At 66.1% G+C, this 23989-nt stretch carries 23 protein-coding genes and 1 other RNA gene; 8 read left to right on the forward strand and 16 right to left on the reverse strand.

Annotated features, from left to right (window positions below; all coding sequences use genetic code 11):
* The first annotated feature begins 19 nt into the window (after positions 1-19).
* The gene (locus tag F7D01_RS03390) at positions 20-826 is read left to right on the forward strand and encodes a ThuA domain-containing protein (protein ID WP_251567033.1); all 807 of its coding nucleotides are present in this window, start codon (positions 20-22) and stop codon (positions 824-826) included.
* A gap of 34 nt (positions 827-860) precedes the next feature.
* Here F7D01_RS03390 and F7D01_RS03395 read toward each other — a convergent pair whose 3' ends face one another.
* From F7D01_RS03395 to F7D01_RS03410, 4 genes are read right to left on the reverse strand one after another with little or no spacing between them, the layout of a single operon-like run.
* Positions 861-1457 carry an ABC-type transport auxiliary lipoprotein family protein gene (locus tag F7D01_RS03395; RefSeq protein ID WP_215228839.1) on the reverse strand — a complete coding sequence of 199 codons (597 nt, stop codon included), beginning with the start codon at positions 1455-1457 and terminating at the stop codon, positions 861-863.
* 8 nt (positions 1458-1465) lie between these two features.
* A complete protein-coding gene (locus F7D01_RS03400) occupies positions 1466-2416 on the reverse strand; it encodes an MlaD family protein (RefSeq protein WP_215228840.1) in 951 nt (316 codons plus the stop codon).
* Positions 2417-2423: 7 nt separating this feature from the next.
* The gene (locus F7D01_RS03405; protein WP_215228841.1) at positions 2424-3293 is read right to left on the reverse strand and encodes an ABC transporter ATP-binding protein; all 870 of its coding nucleotides are present in this window, start codon (positions 3291-3293) and stop codon (positions 2424-2426) included.
* Positions 3290-4402 (reverse strand): ABC transporter permease, encoded by a 1113-nt coding sequence (locus F7D01_RS03410; RefSeq protein WP_215228842.1) that lies wholly within the window; start codon positions 4400-4402, stop codon positions 3290-3292. The genes F7D01_RS03405 and F7D01_RS03410 overlap by 4 nt, the downstream gene beginning before the upstream one ends.
* Before the next feature lie 70 nt (positions 4403-4472).
* Between F7D01_RS03410 and F7D01_RS03415 the strand changes: the two genes are divergently transcribed.
* Both F7D01_RS03415 and F7D01_RS03420 read left to right on the forward strand, forming a co-directional pair.
* Complete coding sequence (locus F7D01_RS03415; protein WP_215228843.1) at positions 4473-7187, forward strand: valine--tRNA ligase; 2715 nt, start codon at positions 4473-4475, stop codon at positions 7185-7187.
* Positions 7188-7357: 170 nt separating this feature from the next.
* Positions 7358-8092 (forward strand): 7-carboxy-7-deazaguanine synthase QueE, encoded by a 735-nt coding sequence (locus tag F7D01_RS03420; RefSeq protein ID WP_215228844.1) that lies wholly within the window; start codon positions 7358-7360, stop codon positions 8090-8092.
* A gap of 20 nt (positions 8093-8112) precedes the next feature.
* Here F7D01_RS03420 and F7D01_RS03425 read toward each other — a convergent pair whose 3' ends face one another.
* From F7D01_RS03425 to F7D01_RS03445, 5 genes are all read right to left on the reverse strand, one after another.
* Positions 8113-9780, reverse strand: coding sequence for an ATP-binding protein (locus tag F7D01_RS03425; RefSeq protein ID WP_371819675.1), 1668 nt, complete (start codon positions 9778-9780; stop codon positions 8113-8115).
* An 85-nt stretch (positions 9781-9865) separates the two neighbouring features.
* Positions 9866-10618 (reverse strand): TIGR02186 family protein, encoded by a 753-nt coding sequence (locus F7D01_RS03430; protein ID WP_215228845.1) that lies wholly within the window; start codon positions 10616-10618, stop codon positions 9866-9868.
* Positions 10615-11529 carry a sulfite exporter TauE/SafE family protein gene (locus tag F7D01_RS03435; RefSeq protein WP_215228846.1) on the reverse strand — a complete coding sequence of 305 codons (915 nt, stop codon included), beginning with the start codon at positions 11527-11529 and terminating at the stop codon, positions 10615-10617. The genes F7D01_RS03430 and F7D01_RS03435 overlap by 4 nt, the downstream gene beginning before the upstream one ends.
* A gap of 77 nt (positions 11530-11606) precedes the next feature.
* Positions 11607-12719, reverse strand: coding sequence for a hypothetical protein (locus F7D01_RS03440; protein ID WP_215228847.1), 1113 nt, complete (start codon positions 12717-12719; stop codon positions 11607-11609).
* Complete coding sequence (locus F7D01_RS03445; RefSeq protein WP_215228848.1) at positions 12716-14113, reverse strand: glycosyl transferase family protein; 1398 nt, start codon at positions 14111-14113, stop codon at positions 12716-12718. Before F7D01_RS03445 ends, F7D01_RS03440 begins: the two co-directional genes overlap by 4 nt.
* Positions 14114-14208: 95 nt before the next feature.
* Between F7D01_RS03445 and nhaA the strand changes: the two genes are divergently transcribed.
* Positions 14209-15438, forward strand: a complete 1230-nt coding sequence (nhaA, locus tag F7D01_RS03450; protein WP_215228849.1) for a Na+/H+ antiporter NhaA — start codon at positions 14209-14211, stop codon at positions 15436-15438.
* A 48-nt stretch (positions 15439-15486) separates the two neighbouring features.
* On the opposite strand, the gene F7D01_RS03455 is transcribed toward nhaA, so the two are convergent.
* Both F7D01_RS03455 and F7D01_RS03460 read right to left on the reverse strand, forming a co-directional pair.
* Positions 15487-15924 carry a VOC family protein gene (locus tag F7D01_RS03455; protein ID WP_215228850.1) on the reverse strand — a complete coding sequence of 146 codons (438 nt, stop codon included), beginning with the start codon at positions 15922-15924 and terminating at the stop codon, positions 15487-15489.
* 74 nt (positions 15925-15998) lie between these two features.
* Positions 15999-16892, reverse strand: a complete 894-nt coding sequence (locus tag F7D01_RS03460; RefSeq protein ID WP_251567034.1) for a TorF family putative porin — start codon at positions 16890-16892, stop codon at positions 15999-16001.
* 256 nt (positions 16893-17148) lie between these two features.
* On the opposite strand from F7D01_RS03460, the gene F7D01_RS03465 reads away from it, so the two are divergent.
* The 3 genes from F7D01_RS03465 to F7D01_RS03475 are packed head-to-tail and all read left to right on the forward strand — an operon-like array spanning position 17149 to position 19684.
* Positions 17149-17958 (forward strand): metallophosphoesterase family protein, encoded by an 810-nt coding sequence (locus F7D01_RS03465; protein WP_215228851.1) that lies wholly within the window; start codon positions 17149-17151, stop codon positions 17956-17958.
* A gap of 7 nt (positions 17959-17965) precedes the next feature.
* Positions 17966-19282, forward strand: a complete 1317-nt coding sequence (locus F7D01_RS03470) for a UDP-glucose/GDP-mannose dehydrogenase family protein (RefSeq protein ID WP_215228852.1) — start codon at positions 17966-17968, stop codon at positions 19280-19282.
* A gap of 3 nt (positions 19283-19285) precedes the next feature.
* Positions 19286-19684 carry a hypothetical protein gene (locus F7D01_RS03475; RefSeq protein ID WP_215228853.1) on the forward strand — a complete coding sequence of 133 codons (399 nt, stop codon included), beginning with the start codon at positions 19286-19288 and terminating at the stop codon, positions 19682-19684.
* 22 nt (positions 19685-19706) lie between these two features.
* Here the strand turns inward: F7D01_RS03475 and rnpB are convergent.
* The 5 genes from rnpB to F7D01_RS15470 all read right to left on the reverse strand — a co-directional run bounded on the left by rnpB (position 19707) and on the right by F7D01_RS15470 (position 22855).
* Positions 19707-20116, reverse strand: an RNA gene (gene rnpB / locus F7D01_RS03480) — RNase P RNA component class A.
* Between the two features lie 60 nt (positions 20117-20176).
* Entirely contained in the window at positions 20177-20557 is a 381-nt protein-coding gene (locus F7D01_RS03485) for a PRC-barrel domain-containing protein (RefSeq protein ID WP_215228854.1), read from the reverse strand.
* A 58-nt stretch (positions 20558-20615) separates the two neighbouring features.
* Positions 20616-21368: an N-acetylmuramoyl-L-alanine amidase gene (locus F7D01_RS03490; RefSeq protein ID WP_215228855.1), complete on the reverse strand. Its 753-nt coding sequence runs from the start codon at positions 21366-21368 to the stop codon at positions 20616-20618.
* On the reverse strand, positions 21368-22027 hold the full coding sequence (locus F7D01_RS03495; RefSeq protein WP_215228856.1) for a histidine phosphotransferase family protein: 660 nt from the start codon (positions 22025-22027) through the stop codon (positions 21368-21370). The genes F7D01_RS03490 and F7D01_RS03495 overlap by 1 nt, the downstream gene beginning before the upstream one ends.
* A gap of 129 nt (positions 22028-22156) precedes the next feature.
* Complete coding sequence (locus F7D01_RS15470) at positions 22157-22855, reverse strand: Mov34/MPN/PAD-1 family protein (protein WP_371819676.1); 699 nt, start codon at positions 22853-22855, stop codon at positions 22157-22159.
* Between the two features lie 74 nt (positions 22856-22929).
* On the opposite strand from F7D01_RS15470, the gene F7D01_RS03510 reads away from it, so the two are divergent.
* Positions 22930-23871 carry an RluA family pseudouridine synthase gene (locus F7D01_RS03510; protein WP_215228857.1) on the forward strand — a complete coding sequence of 314 codons (942 nt, stop codon included), beginning with the start codon at positions 22930-22932 and terminating at the stop codon, positions 23869-23871.
* The last annotated feature ends 118 nt before the right edge of the window (positions 23872-23989 follow it).

The raw sequence follows: 23989 nt of genomic DNA on the forward strand, positions 1-23989 counted from the left end.
TGAGGCCGATCCGGGGAGGATGACCGTGTTGCAGACCATCGCCGTGCTTTTGCTTCTTCTGGGGGCACCAGCCGCGCCCGACCCGCATTTGCCGCAGCCGACCTACGACGAGGTCGCTCCCGAACTGCCGGAGGGGCGTCACGATGCGGTGCTGATCGTTTCCAAGACGAATGGATGGCGGCATATCGAGCATATTCCGCACTCGAACGCAGTGCTGGCCGATATCGCAGCGGAGCTTGGGCGGCAGAGCTACGCCACCGAAAACGGGGCGATCTTCAACGATGAGCAGCTCGGCCATTTTTCGGTAGTGGTGCTCAACAGCGCGAGCGGCGATTTCCTGACGCGGGAGCAGGAGGGCGCGTTTTCACGCTTTCTCGCACGCGGCGGCGGCATCGTGGCACTCCATGCCGCGGGCGACGACAGCCATACCGGACCGTGGTACGTCCACTCCATCATCGGCACGACATTCATTGGCCATCCCGGTGGCGACGACCACATCGAGCCCGCCCGCATCGTGCCGGACCGACCGGACGACCCGCTGCTGGCCGGGCTGACCTTCCCATGGACGCTGGCGGACGAATGGTATTCCTTCGACGCCAATCCCGCCGACAACGGGATGCAGGTCGTCGCCAGCATCGACGAGGACAGCTATCGCCCGGGCGAGGCGCTGGCGATGGGCGCGCATCCGGTCATCTGGACCAATCCGCGTACCCCGGGCCGCGTGGTCTACAGCGCGCTTGGCCATACCCCGGAAGCCTACGACGATTCCAATTATCGCCGCTTCCTCGCCAACGCGATCCGCTGGGCCGCGGGGGCGACGGCGTAATAGGCGGCGACGCCGCCCGACCACGCTGCGTCGTTCAGCCGACCCAGTCGGCGATCTGCTGGGCAACGTCGTTCGCCGCCTCGTTCAGCGCAGTGCCGACCGGGCCCACCTCGGCGGGAATGCCCGGCACCGTCTGCTCGAACCGGCGGGTGGTGATCTCGCGCCCCTTGCCCTCCAGCACGGCATCGACCCGTACGACCACAGAAGAAGACTGGGCATCGTAGCCGAACGAGACCAACGATCCGCGCACCCGCGTGTCCGCAGCGAAATCGGGATCGCTGCCGTCGGTCACGATCCGGCTGGAGCGGTTGCGTAGCGTTTCCGCGAGCAGTGTCTGGAACAGGCGCGCGGGCCGATCGACCCACTGCGCGTCCTCCAGATAGGCGATGTTGCTGGCGTCGATCTGTACCGGCACCCGCGTGACGGCGATGCTCTTGGGCGCATCGAAACCGGACACCGCGATCGCGCCCCCGGCAGTTCCGCTGGCCCCCGTACCCGCCACCGGCGTGCGTTCGGGCGTCAGCGTCAGCAGGGAGGGCGGCGGTTTGCTGCCGAAACTGATGCAGGCGGACAACGCCAGTGCGAGGCCGACGGTCGGCAGCAGGCGAGCAAACTTGGTCGTGGCAGTCATTCTCACCCTCACTTCGGCTTGTAGTCGGGCAGCTTCTCGCTGCCGATCAGGCTGCCCGCGCCTTCGCTCTCGATCCGCTCGGTCACCTGGCGCAGCGCCTTGCTGGTCGCCTGCAGGTCCTTGATCGCGGCGGTGGCGGCCGGGATGGTTTCCTCGTTGATCTTGCGCGCCGCGGGCGTCGTCTCGTCCAGCGTGGCCTGCAGCGAATTGGCCGCGGTGCTCGCCGAATTGAGCGTCTGCCTGAGCTGCGCGGCAAGCGATGCGCCTTCCTGGTTGAGCAGGCGGTCGGTGCTATCGGTCACCTTCTGGAACGAATCGAGCGTTTCCCCGGCCTCGCGCAGGGTTACCTGCAGCTCCGCAAGCGTTCCCTCGATCTGCGGTGTGGCGGAAGCGAGGCTCTCGGTCATCTTGTCGGTATTGGCCAGGATGCCCGCGATCGACGCCTGGTTCCGGTCCGACAACAAGACGGTCAGACGCTCGGTCAGCGTCGCCAGCCGCTCCAGCAGCAGCGGCGCGTTGGCCAGGATCTGGCCGAAGCCCCCGGCCTTGGGCGGGATTACCGGTACGTCTTCCGGACAGGCGGTGGTCTCGCAGGTGATCGGCGGGCGCCCCTTGCGCGCGCCGTCCAGCAGGATGGTGGATACGCCGGTAAAGGAGCTCTGGATGGTGGCAGTGGTGCCGACCAGCACGGGGACCTCGTCCTTCACCGCGATCCGCACGCGCACGAATTCGGGATCGGCTTCCCACAGGCGGATTTCCCGCACCTGCCCCACCGGCACGCCGGCGAAGGAAACCTGCGACCCCTTGGCGAGGCCTTCCACCGACTGCTTGAAGAAGATGTCGTAATCCTTCTGGTCGCCCTGCCCCAGCCGGGCGATCCAGACGACGAAGAGCGCCAGACCGGCGAGGATCAGCAGCGAGACCGCGCCCACCCAGACATGATTTGCTCTCGTTTCCATGACGTTCCTATGCCCCTCTCGCGGAGGAATTGTCCATCGCGGTGCTTCGTTCCTTGCTCGACAGCGCAGCGCGGCCGCGCGGGCCGTTGAAATATTCGTCGATCCACGGGTGGTCGGTTTCGAGCAGTTCGGGGATCGTCCCGACCGCAATCACCTGCTTGTCAGCCAGCACGGCGACCCGGTCGCAGATTTCGTACAGCGTATCGAGGTCGTGGGTGATGAGGAAGACCGTCAGCCCCAGCGTTTCCTTCAGCTCGCGCGTCAGGCGGTCGAACGCGGCGGCACCGATCGGGTCGAGCCCGGCGGTCGGCTCGTCCAGGAACAGCAGTTCCGGATCGAGCGCCAGCGCCCGTGCCAGCCCCGCGCGCTTCTTCATGCCGCCCGACAGCTCGCTGGGATATTTCGCCGCCGCATCCTCCGGCAGGCCGCTCATCACCACCTTGTAGCGGGCGATGTCGCGCATGACGTCGGGCTCGATATCGGGATAGAACTGCTTGAGCGGAACCTCGACATTCTCGCCCACGGTCAGGGTGGAGAACAGCGCGCCGCCCTGGAACAGCACGCCCCAGCGATTGCGCACGCCCAGCGCCTCGTCCGGTTCGGCCGACGTGATCGACCGGCCGAACACGCGTATATCGCCGGAATCGGGCGTCTGCAGGCCGATAACCGAGCGCATCAGCACGGATTTACCGGTGCCCGAACCGCCGACCACGCCCAGTATCTCGCCCCGCTTCACTTTCAGCGACAGGTTCTCGTGCACGACCTGATCGCCGAAGGCATTGGTGACCCCCTCGATCTCGATCGGATATTTTCCGCGAAACCGCTCGTGCCGACCGAGCGCCGGTTCGGTGGAATCGTGTTCGACCGCGTCGCTCATTCCCAGCCCACCTTGCTGAAGAACACCGCGAAGAAGGCGTCGAGCACGATCACCGCGAAGATCGCCTGGACCACCGCCTTCGTCGTGCGCAAGCCGACCTGTTCCGAATTTCCCTCCACCTGCATGCCCTGATAGCAGCCGGTCAGCGCGACGATCAGGCCGAAGACCGGTGCCTTTATCAGGCCCACCCACACGTCGTAGGTCGGCACGACCTCCTGAATGCGCTGCAGGAAGGTGATGAAGGGGATGCCCAGCATCAGGTCAGCGATCACCGCGCCGCCGATGATCGACATGACCGAGGCATAGAAACCGAGCAGGATCATCATGAAGGTACAGGCGGCGATGCGCGGGATCACCAGCGCTTCTATCGGCGAGATACCGATGGTGCGCATCGCGTCGATTTCTTCGGTCAGCTTCATCGTGCCGAGCTGCGCCGCGAAGGCGGAGCCGGACCGGCCCGCCACCATGATCGCGGTCATCAGTACGCCGAGCTCGCGCAGGGTGATTCGGCCGACCAGGTTCACGGTCAGCGTCTCGGCCCCGAACTGCGCCAGCTGCGCCGCGCCCTGCTGCGCGATGACGATGCCGATGAGGAAACTCATCAGCCCGATGATGGGCAGTGCGTTGACGCCCACGCTTTCCAGCTGGCTTACCATGGCCTTCATACGGAAGCGGCCCGGGTGGCGGACCATCGCCGCGACGGCCATCAGGATCTGGCCGAGGAAGCCGACGATGGTGCGAATGCCGCTTCCCATCTCGAATATCTTGTCGCCGACCACCGCCGGGACGCGTTCCAGCAATCTGGCGCGGTCGGCCTCGACATCGGCCTCGTTGATGCTGTTGCCCACGGCCTTCATCAGCCGGTCCGCGCGTTCGCTGGTGCCGACGATCTCGGCATTGGTTTGCCGCGCGACGTAGCAGGCGAGCCACGCGCCGACCGTGTCGATCTCGCTGACATCGGACAGGTCGATCCGGTCGAGCGACTGGTCCATGACCCTGAGGTCCTGGTCGATCTCTCCGATGCTGGAGACGAGATAGGGGCCCGACAGGCGCAAAACCTTGCGGCCGTCCTCCCCTTCCTCGACGCTGTATTGCGGACCCTGTGCCATGCCGCGCCCCATATGCGGCCAATCACCGCGCTTCACAAGCTGCAACCTCGCTGGCAAAGGCCGTGGCACTATGGACGCCAAGCTGCCCACCACCTTCGATCCCGCCTCCATCGAGGCGCGCTGGTACACCCATTGGGAGGAGAACGGCCTGTTCCGGCCGGACCGGCCCGACGCCGAACCCTTCACCATCGTGAACCCGCCGCCCAACGTGACGGGCAGCCTGCATATCGGCCACGCGCTCGACAACACGCTGCAGGACATCGTGATCCGGTACGAGCGGATGCGCGGCAAGGATGCGTTGTGGGTGGTCGGCACCGACCATGCCGGGATCGCCACGCAGATGGTGGTCGAACGCCAGCTGATGGAGCGGCAGGACAAGCGCACGAACTATTCGCGCGAGGATTTCGTCGCCAAGGTGTGGGAATGGAAAGAGGAATCGGGCGGCACCATCACCCGCCAGCTGCGCCGCCTAGGCTGCTCGATGGACTGGAGTCGCGAGCAGTTCACCATGGATCCGCATTTCTCCGCCGCGGTGACCAAGGTGTTCGTCGATCTCTACAATGACGGGCTGATCTATCGCGACAAGCGGCTGGTGAACTGGGACCCGGCGCTCAAGACCGCGATCTCCGACCTCGAGGTCGAGACCAAGGATGTGAAGGGCAGTTTCTGGACCTTCGAATACCCGCTGGCGGACGGAAGCGGTTCGATCCGCGTTTCCACCACGCGGCCCGAAACCATGCTCGCCGACATGGCGGTGGCGGTGCACCCGGAGGATGAGCGCTACGCCGATTTGGTAGCGCGCGGAGCGAAGGTGAAGCTGCCGATCACAGGGCGCGAGATTCCCATCGTCGCCGACGAGCACGCCGATCCTGCCCTCGGCAGCGGCGCGGTGAAGATCACGCCAGGCCATGATTTCAACGACTTCGAGGTGGGCAAGCGCGCAGGAATCGCGCCCGCCGACATGCTCAACATGTTCGACGCCGATGCGCGGGTAGTCCAAACCGCGGACGGCAAAGTCCCAGCAGAACTGATCGGAGTCGAACGTTTCGACGCGCGCGCTCGCATCGTCGCGCTGATGAAGGAAGGCGGCCACCTCGTCCCGCATGTGACGAAGGACAAGAACGGCGAAGAAATTGAACACGACGCCGAGCCGCGCACCATCCCCACCCCCTTCGGCGACCGCGGCGGGGTCGAGATAGAGCCGTGGCTGACCGACCAGTGGTACGTCGATGCCGAGAAGCTGGCGCAGGCCCCGATCGACGCGGTGCGCGACGGGCGGGTCGAGATCGTGCCCAAAAGCTGGGAGAAGACTTTCTTCAACTGGATGGAAAACATCCAGCCGTGGTGCGTTTCGCGCCAGCTGTGGTGGGGTCACCGCATTCCGGCATGGTATGCCGAGGATGGGCACGTTTTCGTCGCAGAAACGGAGGAGGAGGCCCAGCAGCTCGCGGGCGATGGCATCGCGCTTTCCCGTGACAATGACGTCCTCGACACGTGGTTCTCCTCTGCCCTGTGGCCGTTCGCCACGCTCGGCTGGCCGGACAACACCGACCTCTTCTACAAGCACTATCCCAACAGCCTGCTGATCTCCGGCTTCGACATCCTGTTCTTCTGGGACGCGCGGATGCTGATGCAGGGGATGCACCTGACCGGCGAGGTGCCGTGGCCGCGGCTTTACCTCCACGGGCTGGTGCGCGCGGCGGACGGGTCCAAGATGTCGAAATCGAAGGGCAATGTGGTCGATCCGCTCGGCCTGATCGACCGCTTCGGCGCGGATGCGCTGCGGTTCTTCATGGCGGCGATGGAAAGCCAGGGCCGCGACATCAAGATGGACGAGGCGCGGGTCGAGGGATACCGCAATTTCGCGACCAAGCTGTGGAACGCGACCCGGTTCTGCCAGGCGAACGGCATCGGCGCGAGCGATACCATCGCCGCCCCGCCCGCGCGCATGGCCGCCAACCAGTGGATCATCGGCGAGGTCGCGCAGACCGTCGCCGCGCTGGACGAGGCGCTGGCGGACCTGCGCTTCGACGCGGCGGCGAACACCATCTACCACTTCGTGTGGGACCGGTTCTGCGACTGGTATCTCGAGCTGATCAAGCCGGTGTTGCAGGGCGATGCCGAAGCGAGCGCGGCGGAGGAAACCCGCGCGGTCGCCGGGTGGGCGCTGGATCAGATCCTGGTCATGCTGCACCCCTTCATGCCCTTCGTCACCGAGGAGCTGTGGCATGCGCAGGCCGAGCATCAGGGGGGCAAGCGTCCCTACGAACTGATCCTCGCCAAGTGGCCCGAACCGCAAGCGCAGGTGAGCGAACAGGCGGTCGCCGCGATCGACTGGGTCATTGCGCTTACCACCTCCGTCCGGGCGGCGAAGAACGAGCTCGGCATCGCGCCGGGCGCGAAGCTGGAGGCGTGGATCGCCGATCCCTCCCCCGTCGCGGCGGGCGTGCTCGACCGCGCCGGTGCGGCGGTGAAACGGCTCGCGCGGCTGACGCCGGTCCATGTAGGCGAGGCCCCGGTCGGCCCCGCGATGCAGATAACGGCGGGCGGCGACGCGGTCGTGATCCCGCTGGAGGGAGTGATCGACATCGGCGCGGAGAAGGCGAGGCTGGAGAAGGCGCTGGCGGCTTCTGCAAAGGAGCGCGACAGCCTGGACAAGCGGCTCGGCAATGCGGCCTTCGTCGAGAAGGCGAAGCCCGAGGCGGTCGAGAAGGCGCGTGCCGACCGCGCCCATCACGCCGCCGAGGCGGAGCGGATCGAGGCGGCGCTGGCGCGGCTGGGCTAGGCGAACGGCTTTCCTACCCCGCACCCGGCGTGGCATAGGGCGGGCGTGACCAACGCTCGCCCACCCGTCTCCCGACCGACCATGTCCCGCGCCGTCGCAAACCGGGCGACAGCGGCGGTTTTTTCGCCCTCAGGACACTGTTCCATGTGTTCCATCCTGTTGGATTCCGCATGCAGCTGACCCTCGCCACCCAGGCTGCGAACGAGCCGGAAATCTTCGCCTCGTTGCAGGGCGAGGGGCCGAGCGCCGGGCGTCCGGTCGCATTCCTGCGCCTGTCGCGCTGCAACCTCGCCTGCGTGTGGTGCGACACCGCCTATACCTGGCATTTCGAAGGCGATGCGCGGCCGCATCGCGGCGGCGAAACCTTCGACCGGGGCGCGAACCAGCTGAAGCTTTCGCCGCGCGAGGTGGCCGACCGGATCGCCGCGCTGGGGCAGGACCGGCTCGTCATCACCGGGGGCGAGCCCTTGTTGCAGGCTGCGGGCCTAGCCGAAATGCTGGAGCATCTACCCGACATCGCGGTGGAGATCGAAACCAACGGCACCGTCGCTGCGCCGCCGCGGCTGGACGTGCGGATCGACCAGTTCAATGTCAGCCCGAAGCTGGCGCATAGCGGCAATCCGGCCGAGCTCGCGCTGCTGCCCGAACGGCTGGACGCCTACGCGACCGACCCGCGCGCCTTCTTCAAATTCGTGATCGCCGAGCCGACCGACGTCGAGGAGGTGCTGGCATTGCAGGAACGCTATCGCTTTCGCCCCGGCCACGTCTTCCTGATGGCGGAAGGCACCGATAGCGAGACGTTGCGCGCCCGCGAGGCGTGGCTGGCGTCGCTATGCCTGCGCCATGGTTTTCGCCTGTCCGACCGGCTGCATATCCACCTCTACGGCGATACGCGCGGGACCTGACCCGCCGCGGCCGCGAACCCCTAGGCCTTGTGGTTGCGCCAGCGCTGGACGATCCGCTCCACCGCCTGGCGTTCGCCCCCGCCCGAAGCCCACATTTTAGAGAAGCTGGGATCTTCGGACGCGGGCCGCTTCGCCTCGTCCAGCGGATCGAAGCGCAGGCGCATCGGGATCGAGACGCCTTCGCCCGAAACGATCGCCTCGCGATTGGCCAGGGCAGAGATCGAATCGAGGAAGCCGCGCGACCCCTCGGGCATCGCCGCCTTCACGAACGCCTGGTCGCGATCGTTGTTGAGCCGCATCGAAATGATGGTGCCGCATTGCGACAGCACCCCTTCCGCCAGGTCCGACGGGCGCTGCGTCACCAGACCCAGCGAGATGCCGTATTTGCGCCCCTCCTTTGCGATGCGGCTGAGGATGTCGGCGACCGAGGACCCGTCCGCGTTCTTCTCGCTGGGGATGTAGCGGTGCGCCTCTTCGCACACGAGCAGGATCGGGCGCGTCCCCTCCTTCCGGCCCCACACCGCATAATCGAACACCAGGCGGCTGAGCACCGACACGACGGTGGCGGTGATGTCGGACGGGACGCCGGAGACGTCGATGATGGAGATCGGCTTGCCGCCGCCCGGAAGGCGGAAGACGCGGCAGATGAAATCGCTCAGCGTGTCCGCGACCAGCATGCCGGAGAACATGAACTGATAGCGCGGATCGGCCCGCAGCTCCTCCAGCTTGTTCTTTATGCGCATGTAGGGCGAGGTGTTGGTCGCCTTGTCCAGCTGCCCCATCTCGTCGGTGAGCGCCACGGCGAGGTCGGACAGCAGGTAGGGCGTGGGCGAATCGACGGTCACCTTGCCCAGTTCCTGCGCGATCTTGTTCTTCGCCCGCGCGCGCTGGAGACATTTGGCAAGGATGTCCGCATCCACCTGCCGATCGTGGCCCTGGCTGGTCAGCAGCACCTCGCAATGTTCGGCGAAGTTCATCATCCAGTACGGCATCTGCAGGTTGGAGACGTCCAGCGTCATCCCGCGATCGCGGAAGGCGGCGGTATATTCGCCATGCGGGTCGATCATCACCACATGCCCTTCGGGCGCGCTGTCGCAGATGCGATGCAGGATCAGCGCGAGGCTGGTCGACTTGCCCGTGCCGGTGGAACCGAGCAGCGCGAAATGCTTGCCCAGCAAGGCGTCCATATACAGCGCCGCCCGGGTATCGCGCGTGGGATAGACCGTTCCGATCTCGATACAGGTGCTGCCGGTATTGGCATAGGTCTGGCGCAGATCCTCCGTGGTGGTGGGGAAGATGCGATCGCCCGGTACGGGAAAGCGCGACACGCCGCGCCGGAAGGAGTGCATCCGGCCGGTCACGCGCTCCTCCTGCCCCTCGCCCAGGAAATCGGCCATCGAGGCGATGGCGTTGCCATCGGCCCCCGCCCGCCGCTGATCGCGGATCGAGGCGAGCAGCCAGTTGCCCCCGACGCGCACCTTCACCTGGCTGCCGACCTGCCCGGCCTGCGCGATGGCGGGGTCGGGATCGGCGCTGCATTCGCGCAGCCGGGCGCTGTCGAGCGCCAGCTTCACGCCCGCGCCCGAGACTTCCAGCACGGTGCCGATCGCCCGCGCGGCATTGTCCATATCGGGGGCCGGTGCCGGGCGGCGCTCCACGAAGGCATCGCTGTTTTGCATCTGCGTCATGTCGTCGGGGTCGCCCTGCCGCTGGTCATGGGATCACGGATCGGCGGCCTAGCGCGAAGCTGGTTAATTTCGTGTTGCCCCGCGCTCAGCTGCGTCCGAACGCGCGCCCCGCGAGCCAGCCCATCACGACCGACAGCGAGATCGCGAGCAGGCCGTAGAGCAACGACTGGTGCAGCGCGAACTGCTCCACGAACCGTTCGAACCCGACCTTGCGCACCTCGACCTCCGCGGTGGCGGACGCGAGCACCCGGCCATCGGAAACGGCGAAGGTTTCTGCGGTGTAGATGCCCGTCTGCACATTGGACGGCAGCTCGATCCGGGCCTGGTACAGCACGCCCTCGCTCACCTTCACGCCCTCGTCGTCCTCGATATACAACCCCTCGCGCTGGCGCAGATCGACCAGCCCGGCGCGAAACCGGTCCTGCTCCTCCGGATCGATCGCGCCGGAGGGGGAAAGCTGGATGAACCCGGTGCCGAATTCGAAGATCGCCGCCGTGCGATCGTCCACGATCCGGTCGATCGGGCGCGAGGATGCGACCGCGAAGAAGCTGGGCGCGGAGCGGAAAGCGGTGCTTTCGGCATTCATCCACATGCCCCCGATCTGGCGCTTCTCGCGCACCAGGATCGGGCGGGTCGGGCCCTTCAGCACCACGATGATGTCGTAATTCGCATCGGCCCGGCCATCGGGTGCCAGCACCGCGCCGAACAGCAGCAGCTCCGTGCCGACGAAGCCCTGCCGCACATTCACCTCGTGCTGCGACACCTCCGGCACCAGCGTCGGATCGCGCTGGGCGGTGAGCGCGACGAGGCACACCAGCAACGCCAGCACCCGCTTCATAGCTCGGTTACCGTGAAGACCTCGTCCGGTCGCACGCCAAGCCCGTACAGCATCCGCAGCGCGACGAGCAGGACGATCGCCGCCAGCACCACGCGCAACGCATCGGGCTTCACCCGCAGGGCGAGACGCGTGCCAGCCTGAGCGCCCAGCACCGATCCGACGAGGAGCAGCACCGCCAGCACCAGGTCCACCGCCTTGGTCGTCAGGGCATGGGTCATGGTCGTCGCCATGGTCACGAACAGGATATTGAACAGCGATGTGCCGACCACGACGTTGCCGCTCATCCCCAGGATGTAGAGCATCGCGGGCACCAGCATGAAGCCCCCGCCCACGCCCATCAGCATGGTGAGGATGCCGACGCCGAACCCCAGCAGCAACGGGGCGAGCGGGCTGATGTAGAGCCCGGAGGCATAGAACCGCCAGCGATAGGGCAGCGCGGCGACCAGCGGATGGTGGCGGCGGCGCGCCGCCGGGCGGCTCGACCCGCGATTGCGCTCGAGAATGGAATTGACCGCCTCGCGCATCATCAGCCCGCCGATCGATCCCAGCAGGACGACGTAGAGCACGTTGATGACGACATCGATCTGGCCCAGCGACTGGAGGATGCGGAACAGGACCGCCCCGAACAGGGCGCCCAGCACGCCCCCGGCGACCAGCACGCCCCCCATGCGATAATCGACCCCGCCGCGCCGGTTGTGCGCCAGCACGCCCGACACGCTGGCACCGGTCACCTGCGTCGCCGCGGAAGCGGCGGCGACGGTCGGGGGAATGCCGTAGAAGATCAGCAGCGGCGTAGTCAGGAACCCGCCCCCGACCCCGAACAGGCCGGACAGCAGTCCGGTGATGAATCCCAGTCCCACGATGACCAGGCCATTCACCGACAGGTTGGCAATGGGGAGATAGACATCCATGGGCGCACCAGCCGTAGCGGACCGGGCGGTTCCATGTCACCTTGCAAAGCGCGGTTAGACCCCGCTTTGCGCGGCCTTCAGAAACCGGCGCTGAGCGTGACGGCTACTCCGGAACCGGGCGCGGCGTTCCCCGCCACCCGGATGCGGTAATCGACGGAGAGGCGCGCGCTTGCGGGACCCAGGGCGATGCGGGTGCTCGCCGTGGGTCCGATATCGACCCGCGCCGCGCCCTTCTGCGCCCCGGCCCAGGTGCCCGCGCCCGCCCGCAATTCGAGCGGGCCAACGGTGCCCATTGCCCGGTCGATCCGCGCCTGACCGTCCGCGAAGCCGGTCGCATATCGCCCGCCCACATATCCCGCCTGGCCATAGGCCTCCAACCGGAAGCGCCCCGGCAGCGGCAAAGGTGGGAGCTCGGTGGTGAGGAAAGCGGACGGCGCGATGGTCGAGCCCGCCCGATCGTGTCGCAGGCGGACCTCCCCATGCAGGCGAATCGGGATCGATGCGACCGGCACGGCGGAGAGGCCAGCCGCGCCCTCGGTCTCGTGCGTCGAGCCCAGCGCCCTTGCGACACGCACATAGGCGGCGGGATCGAGAGACGAGCCGAGCGCCAGGCGATAGCGCAAGACCGCCCCCGCCTGACTTGCGCCGTAATTCGCCGGCGTGGTTCCGGCGCTCGTCAGGCCGGCTGCGCGCTCGCGAACGAATAGCCAGCTATCGAGGCTCCAGCGCGCCGCCCCGACGTTTCCTGCGGCGAGGTTGAGGGGAATTATCGGTACCGGGGCCGCGGCCATCCTTCTCCCCGCCGGGAGACTCTGCCGGATGGCGAAGGCAGGTCCGCCGGGTGCTGCCATCCTGAATATCTCCCCGACGGTGCCAGCGGAACCACCCGCTTCCTTCACCCATGACCGAACCGCAAGATGGGTGGGACCTGGCGCTGTCGATGGGGCCAGCCGGGGCGGAAAGGCCAGCGGCAGGGCGGTCGCGGGAGCGCGCCCCACCCCGCCCCTGTCGTGCAGTGCCTTCATGGGCATCGCGGCCGCCTGCGCTGCGGACGGTCGCGGCAGAGCGAGTGCCGGGAACACCGGAAATGGCGAAGCCCACGTCATCGCTCGCAGACCTGCCCAGGCCAGTGCCAGTCCGCCGAGCGCCAGCAGCGGGCCACCCCGGGCGTTCCGCACGCCGCCGATCATCCAGCGGCTTCCCGCGCCTGCAGGGAAACCGCGTGAACCGGATGATCGGTCTTGTCCCAGTGCACCTTGCTACCGCGCAGAACGCCCAGATAGGCCGCCAGCGCGCGCCGCGCCGCGATGATCGCGATGATGTTGGAAACGGGCAGCCGCGCGACCGCGCGAAATCCCTCCGCCCAGCCGTATTCACGGGTGGTGAAGACGAACCGCGTGGTCGCCCGAAGGCAAAGATGAGCGAAGTTGAGCGCAATCAGCCACCACACGCCCGGCGGCAGGGCGAAATCCGGGAGCAAGCCGAGAAAGCCCAGGAGCAGATCCAGCGCGCCCACGATCAGCAAGGCGTAGGCCATGGTGAGCAGCAGGGCGGAGAACAGCCCCCGGCGATCGCGCAAACGCATCCATATCTCGACCGGCCGGGCGCTCCAGCCCACCCGGTCCCAACCATGCAGGCCGATCCCGTTTATCCAGCGTGATTTCTGGCGCACCGCGGCGGAAAGATCGGCGGGAAAGCAGGCACGCGTCGCAATCAGCTGACCCGAACGGTCGCGCGCGCGCAAGAAGCGGGAGCGCCCGCCCATGGCGGATATGCGCAGGGCGAGTTCGTAATCCTCGGTCAGGCTGTCGGGGTGGAACGGGCGTCCCTCCGGATCGAGCGAACCGATGCGCGCCAGCATGTCGCGCGCAAAGACGCACCCCACGCCCGCCGCCGGCAGGCCGGCCCCGATCAACCCGCGAACCGGCATGGCCTTGCCATGAGCCTCGGCGAACTCCTCGCAATAGTGCCCCCCGATCCAGCGCGATTTCGGCTGTGGCTGCGGCAGCACCGGGAATTGCACGAAATCGGCGTGATCGATCGCCGCATCGGCCAGCGCCAGCGCAGCGGGATCGACCATGTCCTCCGCATCCTGCAGCATGACGAGACGGAAGCGGAAGTCGTGCCGCTCCTCTTCCTGACTGACCGCCCGATAGAGGCGGTTGAGGCAATCCGCCTTGGTCGTCGGACCATCGGCCTCGTGCACCACCAGCCGGATACGCGGATCGGAACGGACGGCCCCCGCCACCGCCGCCATCGTCGCATCGTCGTTGCGATAGCAGCCCACGAAGAGCGTTAACTCGGCCTGCGGCCAGGCATCGAGCAGATGCGCGATGGTGATGGCGATCACCTTTTCCTCGCGCCAGGCGGGGATCAGCACCGCCGCGCGTCCGGCCAGCGTCCGCGGCAGCGCCTCGCGATCGATCCGGTGGGTTCTGATCCGCCCGGTAAGCTTGCCCCACAGCCAGAGAAGGTCGACCGCCACCTCGTCGAGCGCGCCCAGGGCAAAGAATGTTGCGGAGAACAGCAGCAGTTCGTTCTGCACGAGCACCAGCCAGTGCACCGCATCGAACCCTGCCGACATGAAAGCGCCCCCGTATTTTCCCCTAGAAAAGACAGCTATCGGAGCATTCGCGGCCTTGCAACCTGGCAAACATTCCCCGAAAGCTCCCGCCCGCAATGGTTGATCCGATACCCAAGCCCATCGTTCGGGCTCTCGCACCTGTCCGCGCGCTGTTCGTCGGCGACGCGTCCGGAGGCATTCTCCTGATCCTGGTCGCTGCGGCGGCGATGGCTGTGGCGAACTCGCCCCTGTCGGAGAGCTACCACGCGCTGTTTCACGACTACTGGTTCTCGCCCCGCGTCTTCAAGCTCAACACGCTTCACCTGTGGGTGAACGACGGGCTGATGGCGATCTTCTTCTTCGTCGTCGGACTGGAGGTGAAGCGGGAAGTCGTCAGCGGGCAGCTGTCGGACCCGGCGCAGCGGCGGCTCCCGGTCCTGGCGGCCGCCTGCGGCATGATCGTTCCGGCGCTGATCTTCGTCGCGGTGGTGACGGCGGAGGGCGCGCATCTCGTGCGCGGCTGGGCGATTCCTGCGGCGACCGACATCGCCTTTGCGATGGGGGTGCTAGGCCTCTTGGGCAACCGCGTGCCTTCTTCGCTGCGCCTGTTTCTGCTGACCGTCGCGATCGTCGACGATATCGGTGCCGTGCTGGTGATCGCCGCCTTCTACAACAAGGGCATCGATCCGATGTGGCTGGCGATCAGCCTGGCCATTTTCGGCGTGATGATCGGGATGAACCGGTTCGGCGTGAAGCGCATGTGGCCGTTTCTCCTCTTCGCAGTTCTGCTGTGGGCCGCGGTGCTCTTCTCTGGCGTTCACGCCACTATCGCGGGCGTAATGGCCGCGCTGACCGTTCCCCTGCGCACGGGCGACGGACAATCGATGCTGGAACGGCTCGAACACAACCTCGCCCCGTGGAGCGCCTATCTGGTGGTTCCCGTCTTCGGCTTCGCCAATGCCGGGGTCGATTTCTCCGGGCTCGGGCTGGGGGCGCTGGTCGACCCGCTGCCGATCGCGATCGCGGCGGGGCTGTTCCTGGGCAAGCAGATCGGCATCTTCGGCATCATCGTCGCCGCGACCAAGGTCGGGTTCGCGAAAAAGCCGGAAAATGCGAGCTGGCCCGAAATCTGGGGCGTTACCATCCTGTGCGGGATCGGCTTCACCATGTCGCTGTTCATCGGGCAACTGGCGTTCGACGGTCAGACGGAACTGATAGACGAGGCCAAGATCGGGATTCTGGGCGGCTCGCTGATCTCGGCGATAGTCGGTTACGTAGTCCTGCGGATGACCACTGCCCATCCGGAAGAGGACGCGGGCCAAGCGACCTATCCATCCAGCCCGTAATGAGAGGGACCGGCATGCGCCGGTCCGGTCCCGCTGCGTTCGGGCAGCTTACCAGGTGCCGGAATTTTCCATACTGGCCCAGGGTTCACGCGGCGGAAGACTGCCTTCCTGTAGCAGTTCCACCGATATGCCATCGGGCGATTTGACGAACGCCATATGCCCGTCGCGCGGCGGACGGTGGATCACATGGCCCGCGTTCATCAGCCTTTCGCAGGTGTCGTAGATGTCGTCCACGCGATAGGCGAGATGGCCGAAATTGCGGCCGCCATCGTACTGTTCGGGCGCGCTTCCGTTTTCCGGCGGCCAGTTGTGGGTCAGCTCCAGTTCGGCCTCCCCCTCCTGCCCCGGCGCGGCGAGGAAGATGAGGGTGAACCGGCCCTGCTCGACATCGCGGCGGCGCACTTCGCGCAGCCCGATCATCTCGAAGAAGGCGATGGTGGCGGCGGGGTCCGTAACGCGGATCATGGTATGGAGATATTGGGTCATCGCCGCGCGCCTTAACGCAACGAAGCCCGCCTCACAATCCGAGGCGGGCTTCGCGATAACGGCACAACCGACAGTCAGAAACTGTAGGACAGCGTGCCGATGAAGGCGTCATTGGTGAAGTCGTCGATCGACGGGCCGCCTACGTCGGTATAGCTGATCCCGGCGGTCAGTCCGCCCAGCACCGTCATGCTCGCGCCGACCGACCAGTCCCATCCGGTCTTGTCCGCTGTTCCGGCGAGAAAGGGCGGAGCGAGCGGACCATCGGTGTAGCCGACATGCCCCGTCAGCGTCAGCGGGGTACCGGGAACCGCCGTCTGGAGATCGGTATAGACATAGATATTGTCGTCATCGCCGAGGGAATCCTGATCCCACGCATAGGCGATGCCGACAGTGGCACCGACCGGACCGAGAGTCGTCCCGATCGATGCGTAGGGTTCGAAGTAATCGCCCGCGGCGGCCCCTTTGCTGTCCGCCGGATAGGTATAGTACAGCAGGCCGGCATCGAGGGTGATCCCATCGCTGATAGTGCCGCTCCAGCCCCCGTAGAGGTCAAGCTCCATCGTGCCGTACACGGCGGAATCCTCGATCGAAGAGGCCCAGGCACCGACATAGAAGCCACTCGAATGGACCACATCGATACCGCCCTGGACCGCCGGTTCGCCCGCCGAGAGGGATACGCCGCGGAAGCGGTAGTCGGTGACGAGTGCGACATTGCCCGAAACCGTCAGGCCCGATTCGCCGGCGATTGCACTGGACCGGGACAGGTCGACGCTTTGCGCGTCGCGCTTGGTGGCGTCACCGCCATCGGAGGCAAGTGTCAGATCGATAACCGGTGCCGGTGTTTCGGTCGCGCCATCGTCATTTTGCGAATCGGGGGCACGGCCCTCTCCGGCAAAGGCGGGAGTGGCGGACATCGCTAGGATCGCGATGAGGGAAGTAGCGGCAAAGCCGCGCTTGGACGTAAGCATGAGGAGTGTCTCCTTCTCGTGACTGCTTCGTCCCACCTGCGGGTTCGCGGGTCGCCCGGTCCGTGCCGAACGATCTCTTGCGTATTGCGGTGTGATATGAAGCGGAATATTGCACTGCACAAGCGGGTGCGCAATTTCCGTGCCCTATCGTTGCATTTTGGCATCAGGGGCGATCAATCGCGCGTTCGGACCCGCGCAATTCGGCCAGCCGGGTCCATATTCCGCTAAAGCCCTTCGCGAGTTTGATACCGATCTTATGGCCAGCCTTTTCCGCACCCTCTTCTCGGCATCATCGCCCAAGCCGCGCCATGCGGTGCCCCCCGGCTCGCGATATTACCTTATTGGCGATATCCACGGCCGTCTCGACCTGTTCGATCGCATGATCGAGGCCATCGACGACGACGACCGGCAGGGTGGCCAGGCGGACAGCACCGTCGTTCTGTTGGGCGACCTCATCGACAGAGGCCCCGACAGCGCCGGGGTGATTGCGCGGGCCCGCGACTGGCAACAGCAGCGGGCCGTGCGCATCCTCGCCGGCAATCACGAGGAGATGTTCCTCGAATCCTTCGAAGATCAGGCCATCCTGCGCCACTTCCTGCGCCATGGCGGAGTCCAGACGCTGCGCAGCTACGGGATTGCGATGGACGATATCGCGGATGGTCCGATGGATCGGCTGCAGGATCTGCTCCATGCCGCGGTGCCCAAAGCCGATCGCGCATTCGTGCAAGGGTTCGAGGATTGCATCGTCGCGGGCGACTATCTGTTCGTCCACGCGGGCATCGCCCCCGGCGTCCCCGTCGACCAGCAGAAATCGAGCGATCTGCGCTGGATTCGCGAGCGGTTCCTGTCGCATCGAGACCCCCACCCCCAACTTGTAATCCATGGACATACCGTGCAGGAGGCCATCGATGAGCAGCCCAACCGGATCGGTATCGATACGGGAGCTTATCGCACCGGCGTTTTGACCACGCTCGTCCTGGAAGGGGAAGAGCGACGGTCGTTGCAGGCGGTGGATCACAAAGGAAAGATCGCGATCCGTCGCGGCGCGATCGGCTTAAGGAACTGAAGCCCATATGAAGATCGCTCTGGTTGGCTCCGGATATGTCGGACTGGTGTCCGGTGCCTGCTTCGCCGATTTCGGCCACGACGTCGTCTGCATCGACCGCGACGAGGACAAGATCGCGCGCCTGCGCGACGGTATCATGCCGATCTACGAACCCGGTCTGGATGCGCTGGTCGACAGCAATGTGAAGGCGGGCCGCCTGACCTTCACCACCGATCTCGCCGAAGGGATCAAGGACGCGGCCGCCATCTTCATCGCCGTCGGTACGCCCAGCCGCCGGGGCGACGGTCACGCCGATCTCTCCTTCGTCTATGCTGTGGCGAAGGAGGTGGGCGAACACCTCGCAAACGATGCGGTTGTTGTGACAAAGTCCACCGTTCCGGTGGGCACCGGCGATGCGGTCGAACGCATTCTGGCCGATAGCGGTGCCGCCGAGCGCGGCCATCGCGTCGCCGTGGTGTCGAACCCGGAATTCCTGCGCGAAGGCGCGGCCATCGGCGATTTCAAGCGACCCGACCGGATCGTGATCGGGGCGGAAGACGATTTCGGGCGCGAGGTCATGCGCGAGGTCTATCGCCCCCTGTTCCTGAACGAATCGCCGATCCTGTTCGTCAACCGTCGGTCGTCTGAACTCATCAAATACGCCGCCAACGCCTTCCTCGCGACGAAGATCACCTTCATCAACGAGATGGCGGATCTGTGCGAGAAGGTAGGCGCCGATGTCCAGGATGTTGCGCGCGGCATCGGGATGGACAACCGCATCGGGTCGAAGTTCCTGCACGCCGGCCCCGGCTACGGCGGATCGTGCTTCCCCAAGGATACCCTCGCCCTGCTCAAAACGGCCGAGGATTACGACAGCCCCACGCGGATCGTCGAGGCGGTGTCGAAGGTCAACGAGAGCCGCAAGCGCGCGATGGGCCGCAAGGTACTCGAAACGCTGGGCGGGCAGGAGGAGGCGCGCGGCAAGCGCGCGTGCCTGCTCGGCCTCACATTCAAGCCAAATACTGATGACATGCGCGACAGCCCGGCGATCGCGATCGCCCAGACGCTGATCGATGCAGGCGTGAACGTCGCCGCCTACGATCCGGAGGGGATGGAACAGGCCGCGCCGTTGATGCCGCAGGTCGAGATGAAGGACGATCCCTACGCCGCGATCGAGGGGGCCGATGTGGTCGTGATCGTGACCGAATGGAACGTTTTCCGCGCGCTCGACCTTGGACGAGTGAAGCAACTCGCGAATGCACCGGTGCTCGTCGATCTGAGGAATATTTACCGGCCCGAGGAGATGGCGGCGCAAGGCTTCACCTATACCAGCGTGGGAAGATAGCGGATGGAAGACGCCACCGAGGAGTCCCTCAGCGATCGCCGCGCGAAATGGGCGGTACTGGGCAGCACGGTGGCGCTGGCGGCCACGGTCGCGATCGCCATCTGGCTCGCCGTCGCGGTGTCGGTCGATACCGAAGTGAGCATCGATCCAGGGTCAGGCACCATCCACCTCCAGGGGACGGAAGGCAATTTCGTCGGCCGCGTGCGCGGCACCTACGAAGGGCGACCTGTGCTGATCGAGGGGCTGCCGGTGGCATCGGAGATCAAGGAACAGCCCATCGCGTGGCGCGCGATCTGCATGGTGCGCGACGATCCGGCGACCGACTGGTCCGAAGCGCGCCCGATGCTGCGCAGCCATCTGTTTTCCGACCGCATGGACGAGCTGTGCAAGCCGTTCAATTGAGCCTGGGGCCGATCCGGTCGAAGATGCCAGGGGGCCTGTAAGCCGGGTTCTGTCCCGCGACCGGTATCGTTTCCGACCGGCGCCGCGGGGGCAGCCATTCATCTGGGCCATGGATCGCTCCATGGCTCGAGCAGCCAACCCGGGCCTCTCGGGGCGAAACGCCCCTGCCTCTTTCTGAGGCGCGAGGCCCCTATGCGGCCTTGCTCCGGGTGGGGTTTGCCATGCCGCGGCCATTGCCGGCGCGCGCGGTGCGCTCTTACCGCACCCTTTCACCGTGACCGGCCCGAAGGCCAGCCGTCTGCTCTCTGTGGCACTGTCCCTGACGCCGGACCGACGGTCCGATGCCGGCGGGCGTTACCCGCCACCCTCGTTTCGTGGAGCCCGGACTTTCCTCGGACGGATCGCTCCGCCCGCGGCTGCCCGGCCCCCTGGCTCCTCGCGAGATAGGCTAGTCGCACGCCCCCGCCAAGAGGGGGCGGCAAATCGCCCGGGTCAATCGTCGACCGACACTGCCTCGTGCCGAGTCTCGTAGTAGCTCGCCACGCGGTCGGCATAGGCCTGATTGAAGGTCGGCGCATTGTTCGACCAGCTCGGCCCGCCTTCCAGCAGGCGGCGATCCACCGTCACCACGTAGACGTCGTCCACCGCGTTGTATCCCATCAGCTCGAACGGCAGCGGGTAATAGCTCTTGTTGAGTCCAAGGAACCCGCCCAGGCTGAGCACCGCATGCGTCACCGTGCCGGTCCGCTTGTTGATCATGTAGCTGTGGACATGGCCCATCTTCTCCCCATCGCGGGAACGGACGGTCATCTCGTCCACCTTGTTCGAGGCAATCAGCAGGGTCTTGTCGGTGGTAGCGGCTTCTTCGGTCATTCCAGGCTCCTTCACACCTCGCCAACTCCACCGCGGGCAAGGGGGTTCCCGCGACCGGCTAGCGCGTTACGCCCCGGTCGCGGTCGAGCAGCAGCTGGAACAGGATCGCGCGCACCTGCCCATCGATCTCGCCGTCGATCTTCTCGGGCCGCCAGCGCCGCTGGAACGCCTCGACCGCCTTGTGCCCATCGGTAATATCGTAGCCATAGCGTTCGAGCGCGAGATAGAACGCCCCGTCATTGCTGAACGGGTCGCCCAGTTCGAGCTTCTCCGGCCGCGGCAGACAGAGATCGTATTCGGCCAGCCGCTCCCACGGGAACAGCTCGCCCGGATCGATCTTGCGCTGCGGGGCGACATCGGAATGGCCGACGACATTGGCGCGCGGAATGTCGTATTGCTTCACGATCCGCGCCAGCAGCGGTATCAGCGCGTCGATCTGCGCCTCGTGGAAATCGCGATAGCCATAGGCGTGGCCCGGATGGTCCAGCTCGATCCCGATGCTGGCCGAATTGACGTCGCGATGCCCGCGCCAATAGGACTGCCCGGCGTGCCAGGCGCGCTTGTCCTCCGCCACCAGCTGCACGACCTCGCCCCCTTCGCCGATCAGGTAATGCGCGGAGACTTTCGCCTCCGGGTCGCACAGCCGCTCGAGCGCGAAGCCCTGGTCCTGCATCTCGGTGTAGTGGATTACCGCCATGGAGATCGGCAGCGCCCGCTCGTTGAAATTGGGCGAACGGGCGGTGCGATGGACCAGCTCGTCGTCGCTGGGTGGCAATTCGTCGCCCGCCTTCCCGAAATCGCTTTGTGCCATCAGCCGATCCAGCCCTCCCCTTCCGGAATTTCCGCGCCGAGCAGCAACATCGTGTCGCTGCGCTGGTACTGGATCGCGCCGCCTGCCTTCTCCGCCAGCAGATGGAGCATGTAGGCGGGCGCGGTGCGGCCGGTCAGCTCGGCGGGATCGATGTCGCCGTCGAGCGCGGCGCCCACGCTTTCGTCGAACGCGATCCGCACGCCCTGCGCCCGAACCACGATTTCATGCGCGCCGTCGCGCCGTTCGGCCCCGATGTCGAGCGTGCCGCCGCGCACCAGCGCCTCGATCGCCATATGCGCAAAATTGAGCAGCACCTTGGCGGCGGGCTTGGGCAGACTGTCGACCTCCAACGCCCAGGCGAGCTCGATCCGCTTGGCATCGTGCGCCAGCGTCTGGATGACATCGCGCGGCTCGGCGATATCGACCTTGTCGCCGAAACCACCGCCTGCGCCGAAGGCGAGGCGGAAGAATTTGAGCTTGGCCGCGCTCGTCGCCGCGCTCTGTTCGAGCAGGTCGAGACAGCGTTCGCGCATCGCCGGATCGGTTTCGTCCGCCATCAGCTCCAACCCGTTGGACAGCGCGCCCACGGGGCTGAGGAGGTCGTGGCACAGGCGCGAGCAGAGCTGGCTGGCAAAGGCAATGGGATCGATCTGGGTCATCTAGAAACTGCGAAATCCTACTGGATGGAACACTTGGAACACTGTCCTAGAGCGGAAAATCCGCCCGCGAACGCCGGCGCGACGGATCGTTGGGGAAAGAGGACGGTGCGTCGGTGCATCCGACCGCCTCTAGCCGTCTCGCACCGCGTAGGGAAGCGGAGCGAAGCCATCCTTTTCATCGCGCCACCAGGTCACCCGCCCCTCCCCCACGATCGCCCAGATCGATCCATCGCCCGCAGCGCGTGCCCGGTCGGTGGCAGATGGTTCGGGCAGCGTGGTGGGATGCGAATGGTAATAGCCCAGCACCTGCGGCCCCCCGTCGCGAGCGGCGCGATGCGCGTCGAGGAGCGCCTGCGGGTCGATCTCAAAATGCGTGGCCGGTTCGCGATGGACATTGGCAGCCGGGCGGATTTCCTCGATCCGGTCCCCGTGCCCGAGCAACAACCCGCAGCATTCGTGCGGATGCGCGTCCCGGGCGTGGCCGAGGATTTTCTGTTCGATTCCGCTCGCCAAACCAAATCCCGCTCGTCCTGAGCCTGTCGAAGGACCGTCCTTTTTCCGGGCCAAGCGCGAAATTCCCTCCCAGTCGCCTCGGATCAGCGCCAGCTTCTTCGCCCGCGACCAGCCCTTGATCCGTCGTTCGAACTCGAACGCTTGCTGCCGATCCGGAAACTCGCCCGACCAAACCAGCTCGACCGGCAGACGATCACGGGTGAAACCGGGGAACGCGCCACTCTGGTGTTCCGCGATCCGCCGATCCAGATCGTCGGTGTGCCCAGTGTAGAAGGAACCTCCGCGACAATGGAGAAGGTAGGTCCAGAACGGCATATGTCTCGCTAGAAGGAAAGACGGTCCTTCGACAAGCTCAGGACGAGCGGACTTTGTTTTGTTACTGCACGCCCATGACCACCCGCACCATCACCGGCGCGCTTGCCGCCGCCACCCGCCTCGACAAGGCGCTGGCCGAGGAGACGGGCCTGTCGCGCGAGCGGGTGAAGGCGCTGATGGCCGAAGGTGCCGTCACCGTCGACGGCGTTGCCGCGACCAATCCTTCGGCAAAGGGCAAAGCAGGCGCGCCGTTCTCGATTGCCTTGCCAGAGCCCACGCCGCTGGCCGCTCAGCCGCAGGACATCGCACTCGATATCGTGTTCGAGGATGCGCATCTGGTGGTGGTGAACAAGCCCGCCGGGATGGTCGTCCACCCCGCCGCGGGCAATCGCGACGGCACGCTGGTGAACGCCCTGCTCCACCATTGCGCGGGGCAGCTGTCCGGCATCAACGGCGTCGCGCGGCCGGGAATAGTCCACCGGATCGACAAGGACACGTCCGGCCTGCTGGTCGTGGCGAAGACCGACGCGGCGCACGAGGGGCTGGCGAAGCAGTTCGCCGACCATTCGATCGACCGCGCCTATCTGGCGGTGTGCGCCGGGCACCCTGCCCCGCCCGCCGGAACGATCGCGGGCCGGATCGGCCGCAGCGACCGGGATCGCAAGAAGATGGCGGTGCTGCCCGACGATGCGCGGCGCGGAAAACGCGCGGTGACCCATTATCGGACGCTTCGCCGGCTCGACCATTGCAGCTTGATCGAGTGCCGCCTGGAAACCGGACGCACGCACCAGGTGCGCGTTCACTGTGCGTCAATCGGCCATGCGCTATTGGGGGATCAAGTCTATGGACGCGATCCCAAGGCGTTGCGAGCGCTGCTGTCCGATCTCGGCTTCCACCGACAGGCCCTCCATGCAGCAGAGCTGGGCTTCACCCATCCGGCGACCGGCGAACGGGTCGAATTTCGCGCCGAACCGCCCCCCGACATGGCGGAACTGATCGAAACGACCGCTCGTTAATATCGGAATAGTAAACTCGCAATATCTTGCCGCGCGTCCTATATCGAAGGTTCGCGGCCCAACGCCATCGGATGCCCGGCAGGGGTCCGTTCGACGGGGTCGGCGCAAGAAAGGTTAG

This window comes from Erythrobacter sp. 3-20A1M (assembly GCF_018636735.1).
Taxonomy (GTDB): Bacteria; Pseudomonadota; Alphaproteobacteria; order Sphingomonadales; family Sphingomonadaceae; genus Alteriqipengyuania.